Here is a 17,051-nt window from a genome sequence, read left to right on the forward strand (position 1 = left end):
TCGAGACTTCCTAATGAACTAAATTAAAGGCTTCCCTTAATATTAATACTTCTTTAACTCCCTACCCGAAAACGGCTCTGCCCCCGAAAATCTCCCAATCCGAAAATAGGATAAATCGTACTCTACCTTTTTCCCTAAAGTCATGTTTGCTAATATTTCTCCAAACACACTTCCAAATTTAAATCCATGTCCTGAAAAACCGCCAGCGATGGCTACATGTGGGTAATCAGGATGATGGTCAATGATAAAATCTTCATCTGGTGTTCGGGTAAACAGACAGACCTTTCCAACCTTTAGTTTTCCGGCGGCAGCTGGCATATGGGCTTGGACAAAAGACCTCAATTCTCCTTCATCCTCCTGGTAGATGCCAAAGCTTCGGTCCACTTTGTCGGGATCTATGTTCTTCCCTCCATCCATCCGTCCCACCTTAACGCCGCTTCCATCGATAGAAGGAAAACCATAGAACATTTGGTTTGGCAAAACGTAGTAAAATCCCGGGAATTGATGCTGATTATATTTTTCCTCATCGGCCTCAAACCAAGCCACTGTTTTTCTTACTGGCGTTAATGGAATATTTAAAGACTTCAATAGTTTACCTGTCCAGGCGCCTGCTGTAATAATACATTTGTCAGCATAAACTCTGTCATTTGAAGTTTCCACTATTACTCCATTAGGCTGGAATTCTATATTTTCCACTCTGGTATTGGTCCATAATTCAGCGTTTTGGCACAGCGCAAGCTTACGGAACGCTGAAATACACTTTTCGCTCAATAGGACGCCTGATGAGGATTCAAAACAGCCGATATACCCTTCAGGCACCTCAAAGCCTTGCCAGCGCTGTTTTACACTGGCATTATCCATCATTTCAAGCGGCAGATTATAGGTTTTTGCACTCTTTACGACCTCCTGCATAAACGGAGAATCCTCTGGTCCAATTCCTAGAATACCAGTTTTCAAGAATACTGTTTCTTCAGATTCCTGTTGAAGTTCTTCCCACAAATGCTGCGCCCGAAGTACCATTGGAACATACTGTTCTCCTTCACCGTAAGCATGGCGGATAATTCTCGTATCTCCATGATGGCTTCCATTCGAATGGGGAGGATCAAAGGAATCAATCAGTAAGGTTTTTACCCCCTGCTTGGCTAAAAAATATCCTGCAGCCATTCCCGCAGTACCTGCTCCAACCACAACAACATCGTATTGTTTTTTCAAAAATGACACCTCACTCTGTTTTTATCTAGATAATCTATTTACCCAGAATCAGATTAGGGAGATATAAAACTATTTCAGGTAAATAGGTTGTTAAAATTAATGTAGGAAGCCAGGCAAATAAAATCATAATCATGGTTGGTTTTAGCATCTCATTAATTGGCGTTTTACCAATCCTTCCTCCAAGGTATAATAGGGGAGCTGTTGGCGGAGTGATATTCCCCATCCCCAAATTGACTGCAACAATGGCAGCAAAATGAATCGGATCTACCCCTAAGTTAGTGACAACCGGTAATAAAACGGGTGTTGATAGTAATACGGCACTTACATCATCCATCAGCATGCCGATGATGACCATAAACAAATTGATCAAGATCAATAATGCATATTTATTTTCTGAGATAGAAAATAGAAAGCTCGTAATCTGTCCCGGCAAATCCTCCATAACGTATAACCGGCTTAATATCATAACCGCATACAGCATAACCATGATGACACCTGTGGTGGTCGCGGTTTCGATCAAAATCTGCTTGAAGCTTTTTAAGTCCAATCCTCTATAGATAAAAAAACCTACTGGAACAGCATATAACACAGCAATACCTGCTGCTTCAGTCGGAGTCATAATGCCTCCATAGATTCCTCCTAACACTAACAGAGGAAGAGCAAGGGCTGGAGTGGCAGAATAGGTCTTCTTCCCTAAACTTTTAGCAAACATATTAAAATCAATGGATTCCTGTTGTTGTTGGATGTTGTTGTTCTTTTTTGCATAAACCGTGTTAATGATGATTAGAAGTGTGAGTAAAATAATCCCGGGGACGACGGTTGCCAAGAAGCTTGCCAGAACAGACTGACCGCCAATCCAAGCATAAAGAATCATAATTGCGCTTGGAGGAATCAACATGCCCAGGACTGATGAATTCGAAATAAGTGCGGATGCGTAGCCCCTTGAATACCCGGCTTCCTTTAAACGCGGTAGAATAATCGTGCCAATACAGGTAAGAGTGGCTGCTGCACTCCCGGTAATGGAGCCAAATACAGCACAGGATACGACCGCAACAGCGCCTAATCCTCCCTTAACCTTTCCGACAAACACTTCAACAAGGTCTATCAGTTTTCCGGCGATCCTGCCTTTTTCCATAATGCCGCCTGCCATAATAAACAAAGGGATGGCCAATAAGACCGTAGTGCTCATTTGACTAAATCCATATGGAAGCAGAAAACTAGGTTCATAGCCTTGGGCAAAGATCAGATAGACAACCGATGCAAAAAATGCAAAAGGTACGGGTATTCCAACAACTAAAGCAAGACACAATATCAATAAAGCGATAGAAATGACCAATTTAACGCTCCCTTCCTTAGCGCTCCTTTATTTGTCAAAGCATGCTCTTATATCATTAATGAGGTGAACAATGGAGTAAAACGACATCAAAATAAAACCGAAGAAGATCGCACTCTTAGGAACGACTGAAGGTATTCCTAAGGTCGGAGATTTCCCGCCGCTTTCAAAGCTCCAAATAAAAAACTGTACGGCCCACCAGGTAAAGATCAGGCACAATATGGTTGTGATCAATGAGGTTGCAGCTTTAATGATTGATTTCGTCCGTTCATTTTTTACATAGGCAGAAATAATATCAGCAGAAATATGGCTTCGTTCATAACTCCCATATGCCCCACCGGTAAAATAAAGCCAAAAGGCAAAAATCACAATGATTTCTTCCATTCCAAATATATCCACTTTAAAAACATATCGAAGAATAGCTGTTATACTAATCCCAAGGACAATGAGGATACTGGTAAGGATAAGGATTGTCCTTTGAAGCCGTAACAAGCCATTCCAAATAAGGCCCAGCCATGTTTTATTCAGATTTTGTTCCTGCTTCAAGTCTGGAGACAATGGATCATTCCCCTTTCATATGATTAGTAAGGGAAAAGGGTAGGAATAGTAAGAACGAAGCCTTCCACCTCCACCCTTTTTCCCCTTTGTTCTATTGATCAGCACTTAGTCCATTAACAATGTCCTCTCCTAAACGATCCTTTAATTTTGGCCACGTTGTTTTTCTGGTGAACTCAGCAAATTTCTTTAAATCCTCATCACTGAAGGTAATTACTTTAACCCCTGCTTGTTTCAGTTTTTCCATGTATTCTTTGTCGTCCTTTTCAGCGGCATCCACGCTTCTTTGCCCTAATGCGCTGGCAGCATCTTGAATAATCTTTTGATCATCGGGGCTCATTTTTTTCCACAGGTCAAGATTCATAACTAACGATGTGTTTTCAAAGAAGTTATTATATTGGTAGTAATATTTAATAACATCCCTTACTTCTGTATAATTCGCAGATGGCGGTCCGCCAACCCATCCCTCAGCCACTCCAGTTTGAAGTGCCTGATAAAGTTCAGCAAATGGAACGGCAACGGTCCTAAAACCTAAATCTTGTGCATTTCCTCTAAAAACATCAATTGGCGGCACCCGGATTAATAACCCCTTATCGGCACCCGGTTCTGTTGGATTTTTAATTTCCTTTGTGGTACCTATCCCGCCAAACCCTTCCACATGAAACGATAAGAATTTGACACCTAATTTTTCATGCAGCTTTACATTTGTGTTATAAATAAACGAGCCCGGCTTGAACAATTCCTTCGCTTTCTCATAATTCTCAGCAAGATAATGTACATAGTTAACTTCTAATTTTGGCTCAAATTCGCTTGGAACGGAGATGAGCGCCATATCAATCGTGCCTCTCATAACCTCCTCGTAAACAAGCGTATAATCACCTAACTGATTAGCTGGGTATACCTTTACCTCAATTCTCCCTTTACTTGCTTTTTCAACTTCATCCTTAAACTTCATTAAATTTTTGGTGTTAGGATGTTCTAATGGATACTGCCCAGCCACCTTTAAGGTTATCTTTTTGCCGGAAGCACCCTCACCATTCGATCCACTCTTCGTTCCACCACAACCTGTAATGATTAACATGAAAACCAAGAACACCGGAAGTAATTTTTTAAACAAAAGTTAGCCCCCCATCTAAATTTTACAAAAAATCATTTTTTCTTTATGTTCGATTCGCTGCTGTTAAGGAAAACCTTTCAGGTGAAAAAGGCGTTAGATCTACCGGCGACTGAGAGTCATAGATGAAATTGGCCATGGTAACCCCAGTAGCTAGACTCATAGATACTCCGCTCATAGCATGTCCAGAAGCAACATATAGATTGTTAAACGTCGGAACGCGGCCTAGTATTGGCAAACCGTCAGGGGTCATCGGCCTCATTCCGACCCAAACCTTTTTACTGCCGTTTATAGAAGATCTTAGATATTTCGAAACGCCGTTCTCCAGGCTGTTGACTCTTTGCGTATTCATGTTGGTGTTGATTCCGGAGAGCTCCATCGTACCTCCAATACGGATGGCATCGTTAAATGGACTTAAGGCAACCTTCGAGTCCCCAAGATAAAGCGGACGATTGATGGTTGACGATGGATTGGAAATGGTAATGCTGTACCCTTTACCGGCTGTCATAGGAATATTTAAATCTAGAAATTTTAAAACCTGCTTAGTCCATACTCCAGTAGTCAGCAAATATTGATCCCCTTCAAATACATCATGATTGGTACGTACCCTGATGATTTTGCCTTCCTGATGGATAAAGTCCCCGACCTCGCAATTCGTTACTACTTCAACACCATTTTCCACCAGCCACTTATACAGCCCTTTACTCAAAGACTCTGGCCGGACATGCCGTTCAGCCGGGAGAAACAATCCGCCCGCAATCGAATCGGATAACGCCGGTTCCATTTCTAATACTTCAGACCTTGTTTTGATTTCTGGCAACGGCAGGCCGATTTTCGCTGCCCTTTGCAGTTCATTGAACTTTTCTTCCACCAGATTTTCTTTTAGAAAAACAAATAACAACCCTTTGCGGTGCATCTCAAACTCAACCTGTTTGTCCCGTTCCAGCTCATCAAATAGATTGAACGTTTCCCTGCTTAACATCAGTCCAGCGTCATAACCCTTTTCAAATGTAGCTTCATTACAATTCCGCCAAAATTGGTATAACCACGGGAATAAGGAAGGCACAATGGTAGGTTTTATGTAGAGCGGACTATCTGAGCGCATCATCCATTTTAGGGTTGTCTTAACAAGGCCAGGAGCCGGTACAGGTTCCGATAAAGTAGGACAAATCCAGCCCATATTTCCTCTTGAACAGGCAGCCCCTGGCTCTCCCTTTTCCAAAACAACCACATCACAGCCCTTTTTTCTTAAGTAATAGGCACTAGCTAATCCTATAATCCCCCCACCGATCACAATAACTTTGGACATTAAATCCCCCTTTATTCTTTTTTAAAGGTTTGTACTTTACTTTAATGTATATAGGAATGTAATCAAAAAATTACCAAAATCGAGGAAAATCAAGTGAAGAAAGGGGTAAATACTTCGTCTACTACCAGGAGGAATGGAGGGGTGGTGCAAGGGACTATTCGAGATTACTAAAAAAACACTTTAAAAAAATAGTTAGATAACTTACTTGAATGAAAGATAAAGACACTCTGGGTGAAGGTACCCAGCCAGTTTGATTCCAAGCTAGTAACTTTTAATCCTCTGATGGTTCACCCCAAAAGGATATCTATAAGATGAAACTTAGTCATTGCCATTTAGTGGAAGCCGGACTTAGATGGTAGAATGATTTCATCCTTAAAAAAATCCTAAAATAATAATCCATTAGCCCCCCTTTTTACCCTTCAAAAATCTGTCCAACTGTTTAATCTTTTGATTACCTAATCTTGAAAAAATGTTATTTCTAGTGGAATCCGTGTAAAATGAGGATAATGATTAAAACTTGAGGTGTTTAATATGTCTTGGAAAATTGAAAGTTCTACAAATGAAAAGGTGGATCGTTTTCAAATAACAATGGATCATGTCGTTCTCCCAAATGGGGAGGAAAAGACGTTTTCCTATATAGATTTTGCGAAAGGTGTGTGTATCCTCCCGATTACGGATCACAATGAAATCGTCTGTATAAAGCAATATCGCCACGCCATGAAAAGCTGGCAATGGGAGCTGCCAGCGGGAATGATTGACGATAGCGATCCTACTCCTCTGGAAACGGCAAAAAGGGAACTAGAAGAAGAAACAGGCTATAAGGCTGAGCATTGGCTCGATTTAGGAAGCTTCTACCCTTCTCCGGGTTCTACAAGCGAGGAGATCCATTTATTTGCAGCAGCAGGGTTAACAGCAACGGAGCAAAACCTAGAAAACAGCGAACAAATTGAAGTACATAAGATCTCGATGAAAGATTTAAATAACTTAATTAAATCTGGTGAATTCAAGCACGGCGCAGGGCTGGCGGCCATATTGCGATATAAGCTAATTGTGGATTAAACGGGAACATTAATTTAGTGCTATGACTCAAAAAATCCAAATTTCATCTATATCTATAAAAAGTAAATAAAAAAAGAGATTGATTAACTACAAAATGTAGTTAGCAATCTCTAATCTTATCATGAAGATAATATGGTATAAATAGATCTTGGACGCCCCTTCGTTAAGGGTGTCTCTTGACCTATAATTTTGGCAAGGCCATGTTTTTCTAAACCTAGCAAAATTCTTCGTGCATTGCGAGATGTCATCTCCAATTGCTCTGCAACTGAAGAAGCAGTAAGACTAACACTGGATTGGCTTTGGATATATAAGAGTTTATTGAATGTCGATATATTCACTCCTGCCTTCTCCAACCTATTGCTTAAATCTTCATTCTCCGTACGATATCCATAAACAAATGAAGTATCTTGATTTGACAACTCGTGAATTTTACCTTCCTCATCAACCGTAGCAATGATATGACCATTCTTTTGTTGAGCGTGATATTGTGCCAAGCTGGCATGTTTCTCTGCAGAAAAGGATGTAGTCCCATAACCAATCCCTATAGATACGGTCAAATCGGACAAAATTCTTAACTTTTCTAACAGATTCAACCCACTCAATTCATTTGCTTCAATTTCTCCCCGAGTAGAGAAAATGGTGAACGTCCCTACGCCCTTTTGAGAAAAGGAACCAAAGATCTTTCGGGTATAGTCTAAAATAATTTCTTGGCATTTTAAATTCAACTGGTGCACATCATAGGCCATTAGCCCTTCCCCTTTTAGATGAAATAGTTCATCCACTTGAATCATGACCACGGCAATTTGGGACTTTTTAAAGTGGGATAATTGGCCATTCTTAGTAATACGGTCAAATGCCCTCAAAATTGATGTTCTAGTCGGAGCTAAACGAAAAGATGGCACCTGCTTTTTTTGAAGCTCCTGGTATACAGAATGAAGTGCTGTAACACAAACATCTACCTTTTTTTGTTCATATAAGGATGTATGAAAGGAAACAATTTCTTGGTGAGTTAGACTAGAAACAAATGGCAACAACTGAGTTTGGCTGCTTTCAATGGATAAATCTTGGTACGTTTCCAACAATTCATTTTCTGAAATAGTGTCGAAACTGACTCGTTCCAATTTATAGCCAAAATTATAGGCTATATCAAGCAGAACCGTAGAAAGACTCATCCCGCTTAATTCCAAAAAGTACCCATTTTCAATGAGGCCTTTTTCTTTTACCATATTATAGGTCATTTCCCCTGTAAAAAGCCAAATGTCCACCATTGCTGAATAGTTTTTTACAATTTCAATTGTTTCTTCAAAACTAGAATATTGTAGGGGAATCACTTCTAGGTTGTACTTAGTATCTTCCAAGACTTGTGAGACCAATTTTTGAGTATCTTCTGGCCCAACAACCCCGATTCTTTTCTTTTTCATATAACCATCCTCTTTACAGACCCATTGCTGGCAGTTATTTATTCTGTCTCGTTCCCTTATGTTTTAATATATGCCCCATAAAGTTTAGCATAGTCATAGCCGCTACACGAGGCGTCCCTCCGGTCGGATCGTATTGCGGAGCCACTTCAACTAAATCAAAGCATACAATTTCTCCCTTTTTCGCCAATCCTTTTAAAATATCATTTAGGAAATCAAAGGAGAAGCCTCCTGGTGATGGTGATCCTGTTCCCGTGGCAAGAGAGATATCAAAGCAATCAATATCAATGGTTACATAATATTTATCTCCTTCAGGAATTTTAGCTAGTATACCTTCTACCCCCATTTCCATGGATTCTTTAGCTGATATTAATACACTATTGAATTCCTTAGCAGCATCAAAGTCTTCCTTCCGGCTGCTGCCTAATCCTCGCAAACCGATTTGAGCCATCCCCTTGATATGCTTCATTTCAGACATGCGGCGCATAGGACTTCCATTTCCCCATCTTTGTCCTCCGGGAGCATCCGACCAATCAAGGTGCGCATCGAGCTGAACCACGGTTACCGATCCCTCTGGTTCAAGTGCGCGAGCAATCGGGATTGAAATGGAATGATCTCCGCCCATGATGGCTGGTATGGCACCCTTTTCCCGAATCTTGCGGACAGCCCATTCAATACGGTTGAATGATTCTTGAATGTCACCATGAATGACATCCGCATCACCGCAATCTACAATTTTAAGTGGAGCTGCAAGAAATACTTCATCAAGCTCCGGATCATAGAATCCTGCATCTCCACGACTATAATGAGTGGAGACCTCCCTTATGCGGCGCGGGCCAAAACGGCATCCTGTTAAAAATCCTACCCCTAAATCATAAGGTACACCAAGGACCGCCATGTCTGCATCTAGTTTTTCTAAATCATCACAAATAGGGTATTTTGCAAATGAGCATATTCCTGTTATAGGCATGTTTATCTTATCCATTATTAATTCCTCCTGTTAATTGGTTAGCTGTTTGAATACTCCCCATGTAGGGCATATGGTTAATTTGTTTGGTATGTTCAAATCACTTCTTACCTTGATATTTAAATATTAAACTTTTAATCTATTTTCCAAATTTCTTGACCATAGAGAAAGGGGATAACAAATGATGAAATACCCCGCTAAAACTAGAGTATATAGCATAAAAACGGCAGTATTATTGCTACCCATCATCGTAATCCGCTCAATCGTAATTTGAGCCGACTTTAAAAACTCAACATTACCGATTAGCACAGTCAAGGAAGTGGATTGGACCAAGTTGGTCAAAATCCCAATAATAGAAGGTAGCACACGCTTGGTCGCTTGGGGGATAATGACATACATCATCGTATTAACATAATTTAAACCAAGAGCATAGCTTACTTCTGTTTGTGTCTTTGGAATCGATTGGATGGATCCACGGACTGCTTCGGCAACATTGGCAATCGCCCAAAGGCTTAGCCCAATAAGTGCAGATAGAAAGTTAGGGATTTGGAAACCTATAGTCGGCAGCAGGAAAAAGACTAAAAATAAAACAACTAAAGTCGGGATACCTCGAAATACGTCAATGAATACTTTACTGGCTAAGCGAATAACTGTATTTTCAAGTGTCCGTAACACTCCAACGATTACCCCAACGATAACAGACACTACAACACAGCAAATACTCAGCCAAACCGTATAGCCAAAGCCCTTTAACAGAAACGGCAAGCTTTCTATTATGGCATTCATAGTCATCCAGCCTTTCCGTAAGTTTTATTTGCCATTCCTTTAAAACTAAATAATGCCTTTTTGGCAGATCGGCGTTTAAAATCTAATTTGCGTTCAATTAACGCAAACAGAAAGGATAGAACCCAGACGATTAGGAGGTAGATGATCCCTAATGACAAAAACATTTCGATATATTTGAAGCTAACCGCAACCGAATTGAGTGCAGTAAAGGTCAATTCCAAAACGCCAATACCAGCCAACAGGCTTGAGTTTTTAACGACAGACATGGCCGTGTTGCTAAAAGACGGGAAACTTACTCGAAATCCAATTGGAATGATAATGTGGCGATACACGTGGTACGTGTTCAAACCAAGAGAATATCCCGCCTCATTCAAACTCTTTGAAACAGATTTAAATCCCCCGCGGAAATTCTCGATGGCATACGCTCCTCCCCATAAACTAAGAGCAACAATTCCCGTTACGGTTCCTGACAATTTCAATCCGATAAATGGAAGGCCAAAATATAAAAAGAAAATTTGAACAAGCAATGGCGTATTTCGAATGAGCTCCACATATCCGATGATAATGGGGCTAAGAATTGGCACCTTCAAAATGCGAATAACAGCACCCGCTATGCCAATCAAAAGAGAAAGAACCAAGCTGGCAAAACTTAATAATAAGGTCATTTTCAGCCCTGTCATTAAATACGGCAGCTGGTCTATGATAAAGGCAATATCAAATTTCAACGGTCTATCACCTTCCTTTCATTTATTTCAATACGTTTCTTAGGAATGCTTTGGTCCTGTCTTCTTTAGAATTTCCAAACACTTCCTCTGGTGTCCCCTCTTCGACAATGACACCCTGGTCCATAAAGATGATTTTATCGCCCACTTCTCTTGCAAAGCCCATTTCATGGGTGACGATTACCATTGTCATACCGCTTTTAGCCAGATCCTTCATGGTTTCAAGAACATCGTTAACACGTTCCGGGTCAAGGGCTGACGTTACTTCATCAAACAACATCACTTCGGGCTCCATCATGAGTGCTCTTGCGATCGCAACCCGTTGCTGCTGGCCGCCTGAAAGTTCCTCCGGATAAGAATCCGCTTTTTCCTTCATGCCTACCTTGTCAAGGAGGGAATATCCTAGCTCCATTAATTCATCCTTTGACTTGCTTGTTTGAAGCTTCGTGGGAGCAAGTAATAAGTTCTTCATTACACTGAGATGAGGAAAAAGATTGAAACTCTGAAAGACCATGCCTACTCTTGTTCTTAGTTTTTGAATGGGAATATCCATAAAGGATTGGTCATCCAAATAGATTGTTCCATCATTAATGGACTCCAAACGATTAAGGCAGCGTAACAAAGTGCTTTTTCCTGACCCACTTGGACCAATAATAACCGTAGCCTCTTTTTCTGAGATTGAGGTCGTGATTCCACGTAAAACGGAGGAATGGTCAAAGCTCTTGTGTACATTTTCTATTTTCATTTTTGTTTTCGTCATCAGACCCTTCCTTTCTATTAAACGATTACCCGAAAAGAGGATTCATATAAGTAGGGCTCCCCTTTTCGGGCCCATCTTGATACAATGATTTACTTAAGGTCTAGGTAATAATTGAGGAGTGTTTTTGAATTCTGGGAACCAGTTTTTGAACCATTTGTAGAAGAGGTCTTGTGATGAAACTTCCTTGATGGCAGCATTTAGCCAATTTAAATATTCTGTATCCCCTTTGCGAACGGCAGCAGCAATAGCCATTGGTTCGAATGGTTCGCCCACTATTTTATAGGAGGAATCCTGATCAACAATTTTGTAAAGCACAGATTCATCTTTAACCATCGCCACGCCACGATCATCCTTAAGCGCTTGCAATTGTTCGGCAAGTGTTGTTAATTGCAGCTGTTGGGCAGAAGGCACGGCTTTTTGAAGTGCTAAAGCCTCTGTAGAACCTTTTAATGTAATGACTGTTTTACCTTCTAAATCCTTTAATTCCTTAATGTTACTATCCTTCTTCACCAGTGTTAAGTTGGAGGTACCAAAATATGGATCTGTAAAATCAACTACCTTTTTTCTTTCTTCTGTTGCAGCCAGAGAGGCAATCAATAAATCAACTTTTTTGGAATTTAGGAATGGTATACGATTATCACTTGTAACTGGGACAAACTCAACAGCATTAGCATCTCCAAACGCAAATTCGGCTAATTTCTTGGCAAAATCAATATCATATCCAACATTTTTCCCGCTTGCATCCATAGAACCGAAAGGCGGAAAATCTACCTTTACCCCAATAACCAATTTTCCCTTTTTCTTAATGTCATCTGGCAGGGCAGGGAGATTGCTGTCTTTACGATCGGCAGCAGAACTCTTATCTGAAGAATTGCTGCTAGTAGATTCTGAATTGGAACCACACGCCGTAAGGACCAAAAGGACAAATATAACGATAAGATTTAGAACGAAAAACTTTTTTCTCATGTCTTACCCCCTCATTTTATTTTCTATTTAAGGAATATTTCCAAAAATATACCGTAAATAAGATAAAAAAATAAATCACCATTCATACTCACTATTCACTTCATACAATTGCAACATCAATTTCTACCAACAATTCTAGCAATGCCAGCCTGTATACAACCATTCGGCCTCAAGATGATGACTTTCCTCTCCCAAATGTTTCGGGAAAAAATCTTTAGTTTTATATGTTCGAAATCTCTGGTACTTTATACTTTTCGCCCCCCCCTTTCAATATGATTTAAAACATAATTAGATATTATGGTATAGACAAAATATTGTCAATATTATGATAAAATAGTTATTTTCCAATTTTCTGATATAATTTAATAGAGTTATCTAAACACTTTTAGAATGTGCAAAAGAAAAATGACTAATATGCGCACGAAAAATAGCGCCTGATCAATAAACCCAAATGAGCTTGGACACTAAAAATAAAATATATTAAATCATAATAATCCAAGGTTGATCATAGTTCTCCCTCCTATCGCAGGCAAAAAAATATAACCAACAACTACCATACTTCCTTCCTATGAACTACATAAACATTTGATAAAAAAACACTTTCCTGATATTAAAACGCTGCAAATTTATAATATGCAAATAATTTGTAAGTTACTTAAACGTTTGTATATATGCCTTAAAAAAGCTTGCTACTAATGGTTTTCCCATTCTAAAGGGCTATCTAATTGTAGACTTTTGACGGTACAAAAAAATTAGTAGACAAGCATGAAGCATATGGACCATCCCTACTAAAAAATATTTATCTCCTCTGTCCTTTTTGCCTCCAAAACACTAAATAAAAGGTGAAAGGAGGTGAGGAACAATGGCACTAGCATTGTTAGAAGGTTCAAAGCTTCGCATAGTGTTTCAAGTAGACCTTGATGAACCTCAAAAGGCGCAAGAGTCGTAGACCGAGACCGGGTTCCCTAGTGAAACCAGCCTTTTTTTAAAAAATAATTAGAAAGGAGCGAATCACCGTGGATCAAATCATCCCTTTCATCAACGAAGTGGGATTCCCAATTGTTGTGACCCTCTATCTGCTTTATCGTATTGAGTCGAAGTACGATTTAGTGGTCTAGTCAATACAAAGCCTGCCCGAGCGAATGAAGGCGTGAAGATAATATCGACATTTAAGAACCATTCATGAGTAAAGCCAACTACCTTGCCGACAAGGTGATAATTGGCTTTATTTTCTTGAACGTTTTTTCCGAAATTTGATGTTGCAGGAAGCATCGTTAAGGCCCTTCAACAAAGCGGCGGTAATGTTCCTTCTGTGGATATGAAAAATACAATAATGTTCTCGTGGTAGTAACATGAGGGTCTTCGGTTTAAGTAACATAAGCATTATAGCTGCTCCAGCGATAAATGTCGGGAGACTTAACCATGTTTGCTTCAACGAGATTTAAATGAATATACCTGCTAACCTCAAGAAAATATTCTTGCAGTATCAATCAGTTCTGCTCTATACCTCCCCTGAAAAACATGACCAACAAAGTGATGACGTTTAATAAAATACATGGCATAGCGGGAATTTAGCATTTTTATGAAATCTTTTGGATGATGGTTAATCGTTTCGATTTGAAGATGAATGTGATTGGTCATGAGGCAATAAGCGTGGAGATTAAAGGGAAAATATCGGCGGGTTTCTTCTAAAAATCTTTAAGTACTCTTCACGCTCAAAATTATCATAAAAAATAGCAGCCCTCCGATTTCCCCGGTTCGTAATATGATATTGGGCCCCGAGAAACCAAATACGGTGATCTCTCGACAACTGACATCGCACCTCTCTCTTGTAATAAAATTAACAAAATACATAATTCAACAAAATCCCTCAATCCCCCTCCTAATCAAATTCACCATTTGTATCGTTCACGAAATAACGGCCGTCTTTTTAATCAAGAAATTCGTCCGATTGCTGAATAACAAGGAAATACATAGGTTGTTATATGATTAACTTTCGATACGTTTCACTATAACGGATGTAATGGCCAAATTTGAATTGTAATAAACCCCAAAGCCCAACGTCTACTTGTATTGAAAAAACAGTTTAATATATTGTAATATTTTTTTATTTTCCAATTTCAAGTATAAATTTTTTTCAATAATTTCCGATACTTATATTGATGTAAAGAACGTGAGGTGATTAATATAAGACTGTTCCTAAACAGATTAAGCAACCAGTTATTAAGTAATAGGTAAAAAAGTGAAAAGGGCAAATCATGGGAAACCGTGAGACGCAAAGCCAAGGGCCTGAACCACATAATATTATTTGTGGATGGCAGCCGGTTACCACAAGAAGTCATAGGTCTACATTTCTATGAACCTTCTTTGGGTTCTATTTTATTTGCCTTTTTTTACACGGAAGGTAGGTCTATAGTATGATTAAAAATTTGTTTAGAATTCCAACTTTTCTAGCATTACTAATTCTAATGTACCAACTTGTATTTCCTATTGGGAATGTTATGGTATCAGCGAGCACCAGCATTTTGCCTCCAAGTAATTTAGCCTACCAAACAATAACACCTGACGATGGAAAGCTGACATGGAGTTCTGTATTCGGGGCAACCGGATATAAGATTTATCAAATTAATGATGGGCAGCTAGTTCTGTTAGGAAATACCACGGTAGCAAGCTACAGTCTGAACGATCTTCCCGAAGGATCATACAGATATGTTGTATCAACCCTTAGCAGTGACGGAGAATCTGGTCCTTCCGCTCCTGTAAGTGTTGAAATTGTTTACCCTAATATGCTGGCACCAGCGACATTAACCTCTTCAATACGAAATGGCAATGATATTGTTCTTAGCTGGAGTACATCCCAATATGCCCAGAAATACAATATTTATCAAATTTCAGATGCGGGAGAAAAGACCCTTTTAACAACTACAACATCAACAACTTACACCAAAGTGAATGCAGCAGAAGGTTCCTATACGTACGCTGTTTCTGCCTATCATCCTCTCTATGGGGAATCACCAGATTCAACGCCTGTAAAAGTTGGTTTGATTTACCCAGTAATGAAGCAGCCTTCAAATCTTTCCTTTACCATTACAAACGGGACGGATGTTACATTAAATTGGCAGGCTTCTGACTATGCAACTAGTTATAAAGTTTACCAGATTGTTGATGGGCAGCTTGACCTAAAAAGTACGGTAACGGGGACAAGCGTTAAATACATTAATTTACCCGCAGAAGACTATGTTTATAAAGTATATTCCTACAGTGACCGTTTTGGAGAATCTCCAGATGGCAGCCAGGTGTCATTAACAGTAGGTTCCATCGTCATGACGCCGCCAAGTAACGTCACATATAAAATTCAAAACATAAACGATGTTTCGTTGAGTTGGGGAGCTGTCCCGTATGCAACAGGTTATAAAGTTTATCAAGTTGTTAATGGAGAACGAATCTTTAAAAGTACAGTGACAGGAACAGCGGTTACTTACACAATGCTTCCAGGTGGTAATTATGAGTATGAAATTTATTCCTACAGCGACCGTTTTGGCGAGTCAGAATCAGGATCCAAAGTTTCTTTTAACATTGAAACTGTAAAAATGTATCCTCCTAATGATCTTTCTTATAAGATTCAAAACGGAAATGACATCGTGTTAAATTGGAGTGCTGCAGAGAATGCTACCAATTATAAAGTCTATCAAGTTATAGATGGCAAAAAAACATTAAAATCAACCGTATCGACTCCTGCTGTTACATTTACAAATCTGTCAGAAGGAGAATATCAATACGAAATTCATACTTATAGTTCACGGTTTGGGGAATCCAGTGAGGGAACCAATATTACTATTTCTTTGATTCATCCAACAATGAATGCCCCTGCCAATGTGACTCAAACGATCATCAATCCAACCTATTTTACATTAAGCTGGAGCCCTGTTGAATATGCAACAAGCTATAAAGTGTACCAAATAGTGAATGACCAAAAAGTATTGAAAAATACCGTAACAGGTACAACGGTTTCTTACAATTACATGCCTCCGGGCCAATATAATTACGAGGTATACTCCTATTCCAACCGTTTTGGGGAATCCCAGTCAGGTACTCCAATTCAAGTAATATTAAGCGGTCAAGAATTGCCAGCTCCTAATAATTTTTCATATAGTATCACAAATGGAAATGATCTGACATTGAAGTGGGATGCTGTTCAATTTGCCAATAGCTATAAAATTTATCAAATGGTTGGTGGAGAAGCAGTATTAATACGTACTGTTACAGGAACAAATACAACGTTAACGAATTTGCCAGAAGGTGAATTTGATTATATTGTCAAGGCTTACTCAACCCTATACGGAGAATCTCCAAATGGAGCAGAAGTAAAAGGTTCCATAGTCTTTCCTATAATGGACAAACCGCAAAATTTAACTTCGTCCATATCAAATGGAAATGATATTACGTTAAAATGGAACACGGTTACTTACGCAAAAGAGTATCGAGTTTATCAGGTTATTGACGGAGGATTAGTCTTAAAAAAGACTCTAACGTCCACTTCAACCACGTTTACAAATATGCCGGAAGGAGATTATCAATTTGTAGTAAACTCATACAGCGACCGCTTTGGTGAATCTCCGGAAGGAAGTAAAGCAGATTTAACATTAGTGTTCCCTATTATGCAGGCTCCAGGTAATCTCACAAAAACGATTACAAACGGGAATGATATTGTATTAAGCTGGAGTTCGGCTGCTTTTGCCAAGGAATATAGAGTCTATCAAGTTATTAATGGAGAGATGGTTTTCAAAAGGTCTGTATCCTCAACCACAACAACCTTTACGAATATGCCGGAAGGTAATTATCAATATATA

General features: G+C 39.3%; 15 protein-coding genes and 1 riboswitch. Of the genes, 3 read left to right on the forward strand and 12 right to left on the reverse strand.

What is annotated here, in order from left to right:
* Positions 1-42 precede the first annotated feature (42 nt).
* From solA to KHB02_RS15745, 5 genes are all read right to left on the reverse strand, one after another.
* Positions 43-1,212: an N-methyl-L-tryptophan oxidase gene (gene solA / locus KHB02_RS15725; protein WP_213148085.1), complete on the reverse strand. Its 1,170-nt coding sequence runs from the start codon at positions 1,210-1,212 to the stop codon at positions 43-45.
* A gap of 34 nt (positions 1,213-1,246) precedes the next feature.
* Positions 1,247-2,548 (reverse strand): TRAP transporter large permease, encoded by a 1,302-nt coding sequence (locus tag KHB02_RS15730; RefSeq protein ID WP_213148084.1) that lies wholly within the window; start codon positions 2,546-2,548, stop codon positions 1,247-1,249.
* Between the two features lie 27 nt (positions 2,549-2,575).
* On the reverse strand, positions 2,576-3,103 hold the full coding sequence (locus KHB02_RS15735) for a TRAP transporter small permease (protein ID WP_213148083.1): 528 nt from the start codon (positions 3,101-3,103) through the stop codon (positions 2,576-2,578).
* Positions 3,104-3,194: 91 nt separating this feature from the next.
* Positions 3,195-4,217, reverse strand: coding sequence for a TRAP transporter substrate-binding protein DctP (gene dctP / locus KHB02_RS15740; protein ID WP_213148082.1), 1,023 nt, complete (start codon positions 4,215-4,217; stop codon positions 3,195-3,197).
* A 43-nt stretch (positions 4,218-4,260) separates the two neighbouring features.
* Positions 4,261-5,523, reverse strand: a complete 1,263-nt coding sequence (locus KHB02_RS15745) for an NAD(P)/FAD-dependent oxidoreductase (protein ID WP_213148081.1) — start codon at positions 5,521-5,523, stop codon at positions 4,261-4,263.
* Between the two features lie 531 nt (positions 5,524-6,054).
* On the opposite strand from KHB02_RS15745, the gene KHB02_RS15750 reads away from it, so the two are divergent.
* The gene (locus KHB02_RS15750) at positions 6,055-6,582 is read left to right on the forward strand and encodes an NUDIX hydrolase (protein WP_213148080.1); all 528 of its coding nucleotides are present in this window, start codon (positions 6,055-6,057) and stop codon (positions 6,580-6,582) included.
* 119 nt (positions 6,583-6,701) lie between these two features.
* Here the strand turns inward: KHB02_RS15750 and KHB02_RS15755 are convergent, their stop codons facing one another.
* From KHB02_RS15755 to KHB02_RS15780, 6 genes are all read right to left on the reverse strand, one after another.
* Entirely contained in the window at positions 6,702-8,003 is a 1,302-nt protein-coding gene (locus tag KHB02_RS15755; RefSeq protein WP_213148079.1) for a hypothetical protein, read from the reverse strand.
* Positions 8,004-8,037: 34 nt separating this feature from the next.
* Positions 8,038-8,985, reverse strand: coding sequence for an agmatinase (gene speB / locus KHB02_RS15760; RefSeq protein WP_213148078.1), 948 nt, complete (start codon positions 8,983-8,985; stop codon positions 8,038-8,040).
* A gap of 108 nt (positions 8,986-9,093) precedes the next feature.
* On the reverse strand, positions 9,094-9,759 hold the full coding sequence (locus KHB02_RS15765) for an amino acid ABC transporter permease (RefSeq protein ID WP_241113893.1): 666 nt from the start codon (positions 9,757-9,759) through the stop codon (positions 9,094-9,096).
* The gene (locus KHB02_RS15770) at positions 9,756-10,478 is read right to left on the reverse strand and encodes an amino acid ABC transporter permease (RefSeq protein ID WP_213148076.1); all 723 of its coding nucleotides are present in this window, start codon (positions 10,476-10,478) and stop codon (positions 9,756-9,758) included. The genes KHB02_RS15765 and KHB02_RS15770 overlap by 4 nt, the downstream gene beginning before the upstream one ends.
* A gap of 22 nt (positions 10,479-10,500) precedes the next feature.
* A complete protein-coding gene (locus KHB02_RS15775; protein ID WP_213148075.1) occupies positions 10,501-11,235 on the reverse strand; it encodes an amino acid ABC transporter ATP-binding protein in 735 nt (244 codons plus the stop codon).
* A 93-nt stretch (positions 11,236-11,328) separates the two neighbouring features.
* Positions 11,329-12,201 carry a transporter substrate-binding domain-containing protein gene (locus KHB02_RS15780; RefSeq protein WP_213148074.1) on the reverse strand — a complete coding sequence of 291 codons (873 nt, stop codon included), beginning with the start codon at positions 12,199-12,201 and terminating at the stop codon, positions 11,329-11,331.
* A 1,016-nt stretch (positions 12,202-13,217) separates the two neighbouring features.
* Here KHB02_RS15780 and KHB02_RS15785 point away from each other — a divergent pair.
* Complete coding sequence (locus tag KHB02_RS15785) at positions 13,218-13,319, forward strand: YvrJ family protein (RefSeq protein WP_213148073.1); 102 nt, start codon at positions 13,218-13,220, stop codon at positions 13,317-13,319.
* 346 nt (positions 13,320-13,665) lie between these two features.
* Here KHB02_RS15785 and KHB02_RS15790 read toward each other — a convergent pair whose 3' ends face one another.
* Entirely contained in the window at positions 13,666-13,842 is a 177-nt protein-coding gene (locus KHB02_RS15790) for a hypothetical protein (protein ID WP_241113894.1), read from the reverse strand.
* A gap of 599 nt (positions 13,843-14,441) precedes the next feature.
* A riboswitch (cyclic di-GMP riboswitch) is annotated at positions 14,442-14,534 on the forward strand.
* Positions 14,535-14,618: 84 nt separating this feature from the next.
* Between KHB02_RS15790 and KHB02_RS15795 the strand changes: the two genes are divergently transcribed.
* Positions 14,619-17,051 (forward strand): fibronectin type III domain-containing protein (locus KHB02_RS15795; RefSeq protein WP_476739048.1); only part of this gene is annotated, 2,433 nt, incomplete at its 3' end.

This window comes from Neobacillus citreus (assembly GCF_018343545.2).
Classification (GTDB): domain Bacteria; phylum Bacillota; class Bacilli; order Bacillales; family Cytobacillaceae; genus Neobacillus; species Neobacillus citreus.

Excerpts from the sequence above, each read along its gene's own strand:
- KHB02_RS15745 (WP_213148081.1), bottom strand. The coding sequence starts at position 5,523 with ATGTCCAAAGTTATTGTGATCGGTGGGGGGATTATAGGATTAGCTAGT.
- KHB02_RS15750 (WP_213148080.1), top strand. The coding sequence starts at position 6,055 with ATGTCTTGGAAAATTGAAAGTTCTACAAATGAAAAGGTGGATCGTTTT.
- KHB02_RS15755 (WP_213148079.1), bottom strand. The coding sequence starts at position 8,003 with ATGAAAAAGAAAAGAATCGGGGTTGTTGGGCCAGAAGATACTCAAAAA.
- speB (WP_213148078.1), bottom strand. The coding sequence starts at position 8,985 with ATGGATAAGATAAACATGCCTATAACAGGAATATGCTCATTTGCAAAA.
- KHB02_RS15765 (WP_241113893.1), bottom strand. The coding sequence starts at position 9,759 with ATGACTATGAATGCCATAATAGAAAGCTTGCCGTTTCTGTTAAAGGGC.
- KHB02_RS15775 (WP_213148075.1), bottom strand. The coding sequence starts at position 11,235 with ATGACGAAAACAAAAATGAAAATAGAAAATGTACACAAGAGCTTTGAC.
- KHB02_RS15780 (WP_213148074.1), bottom strand. The coding sequence starts at position 12,201 with ATGAGAAAAAAGTTTTTCGTTCTAAATCTTATCGTTATATTTGTCCTT.
- KHB02_RS15790 (WP_241113894.1), bottom strand. The coding sequence starts at position 13,842 with ATGACCAATCACATTCATCTTCAAATCGAAACGATTAACCATCATCCA.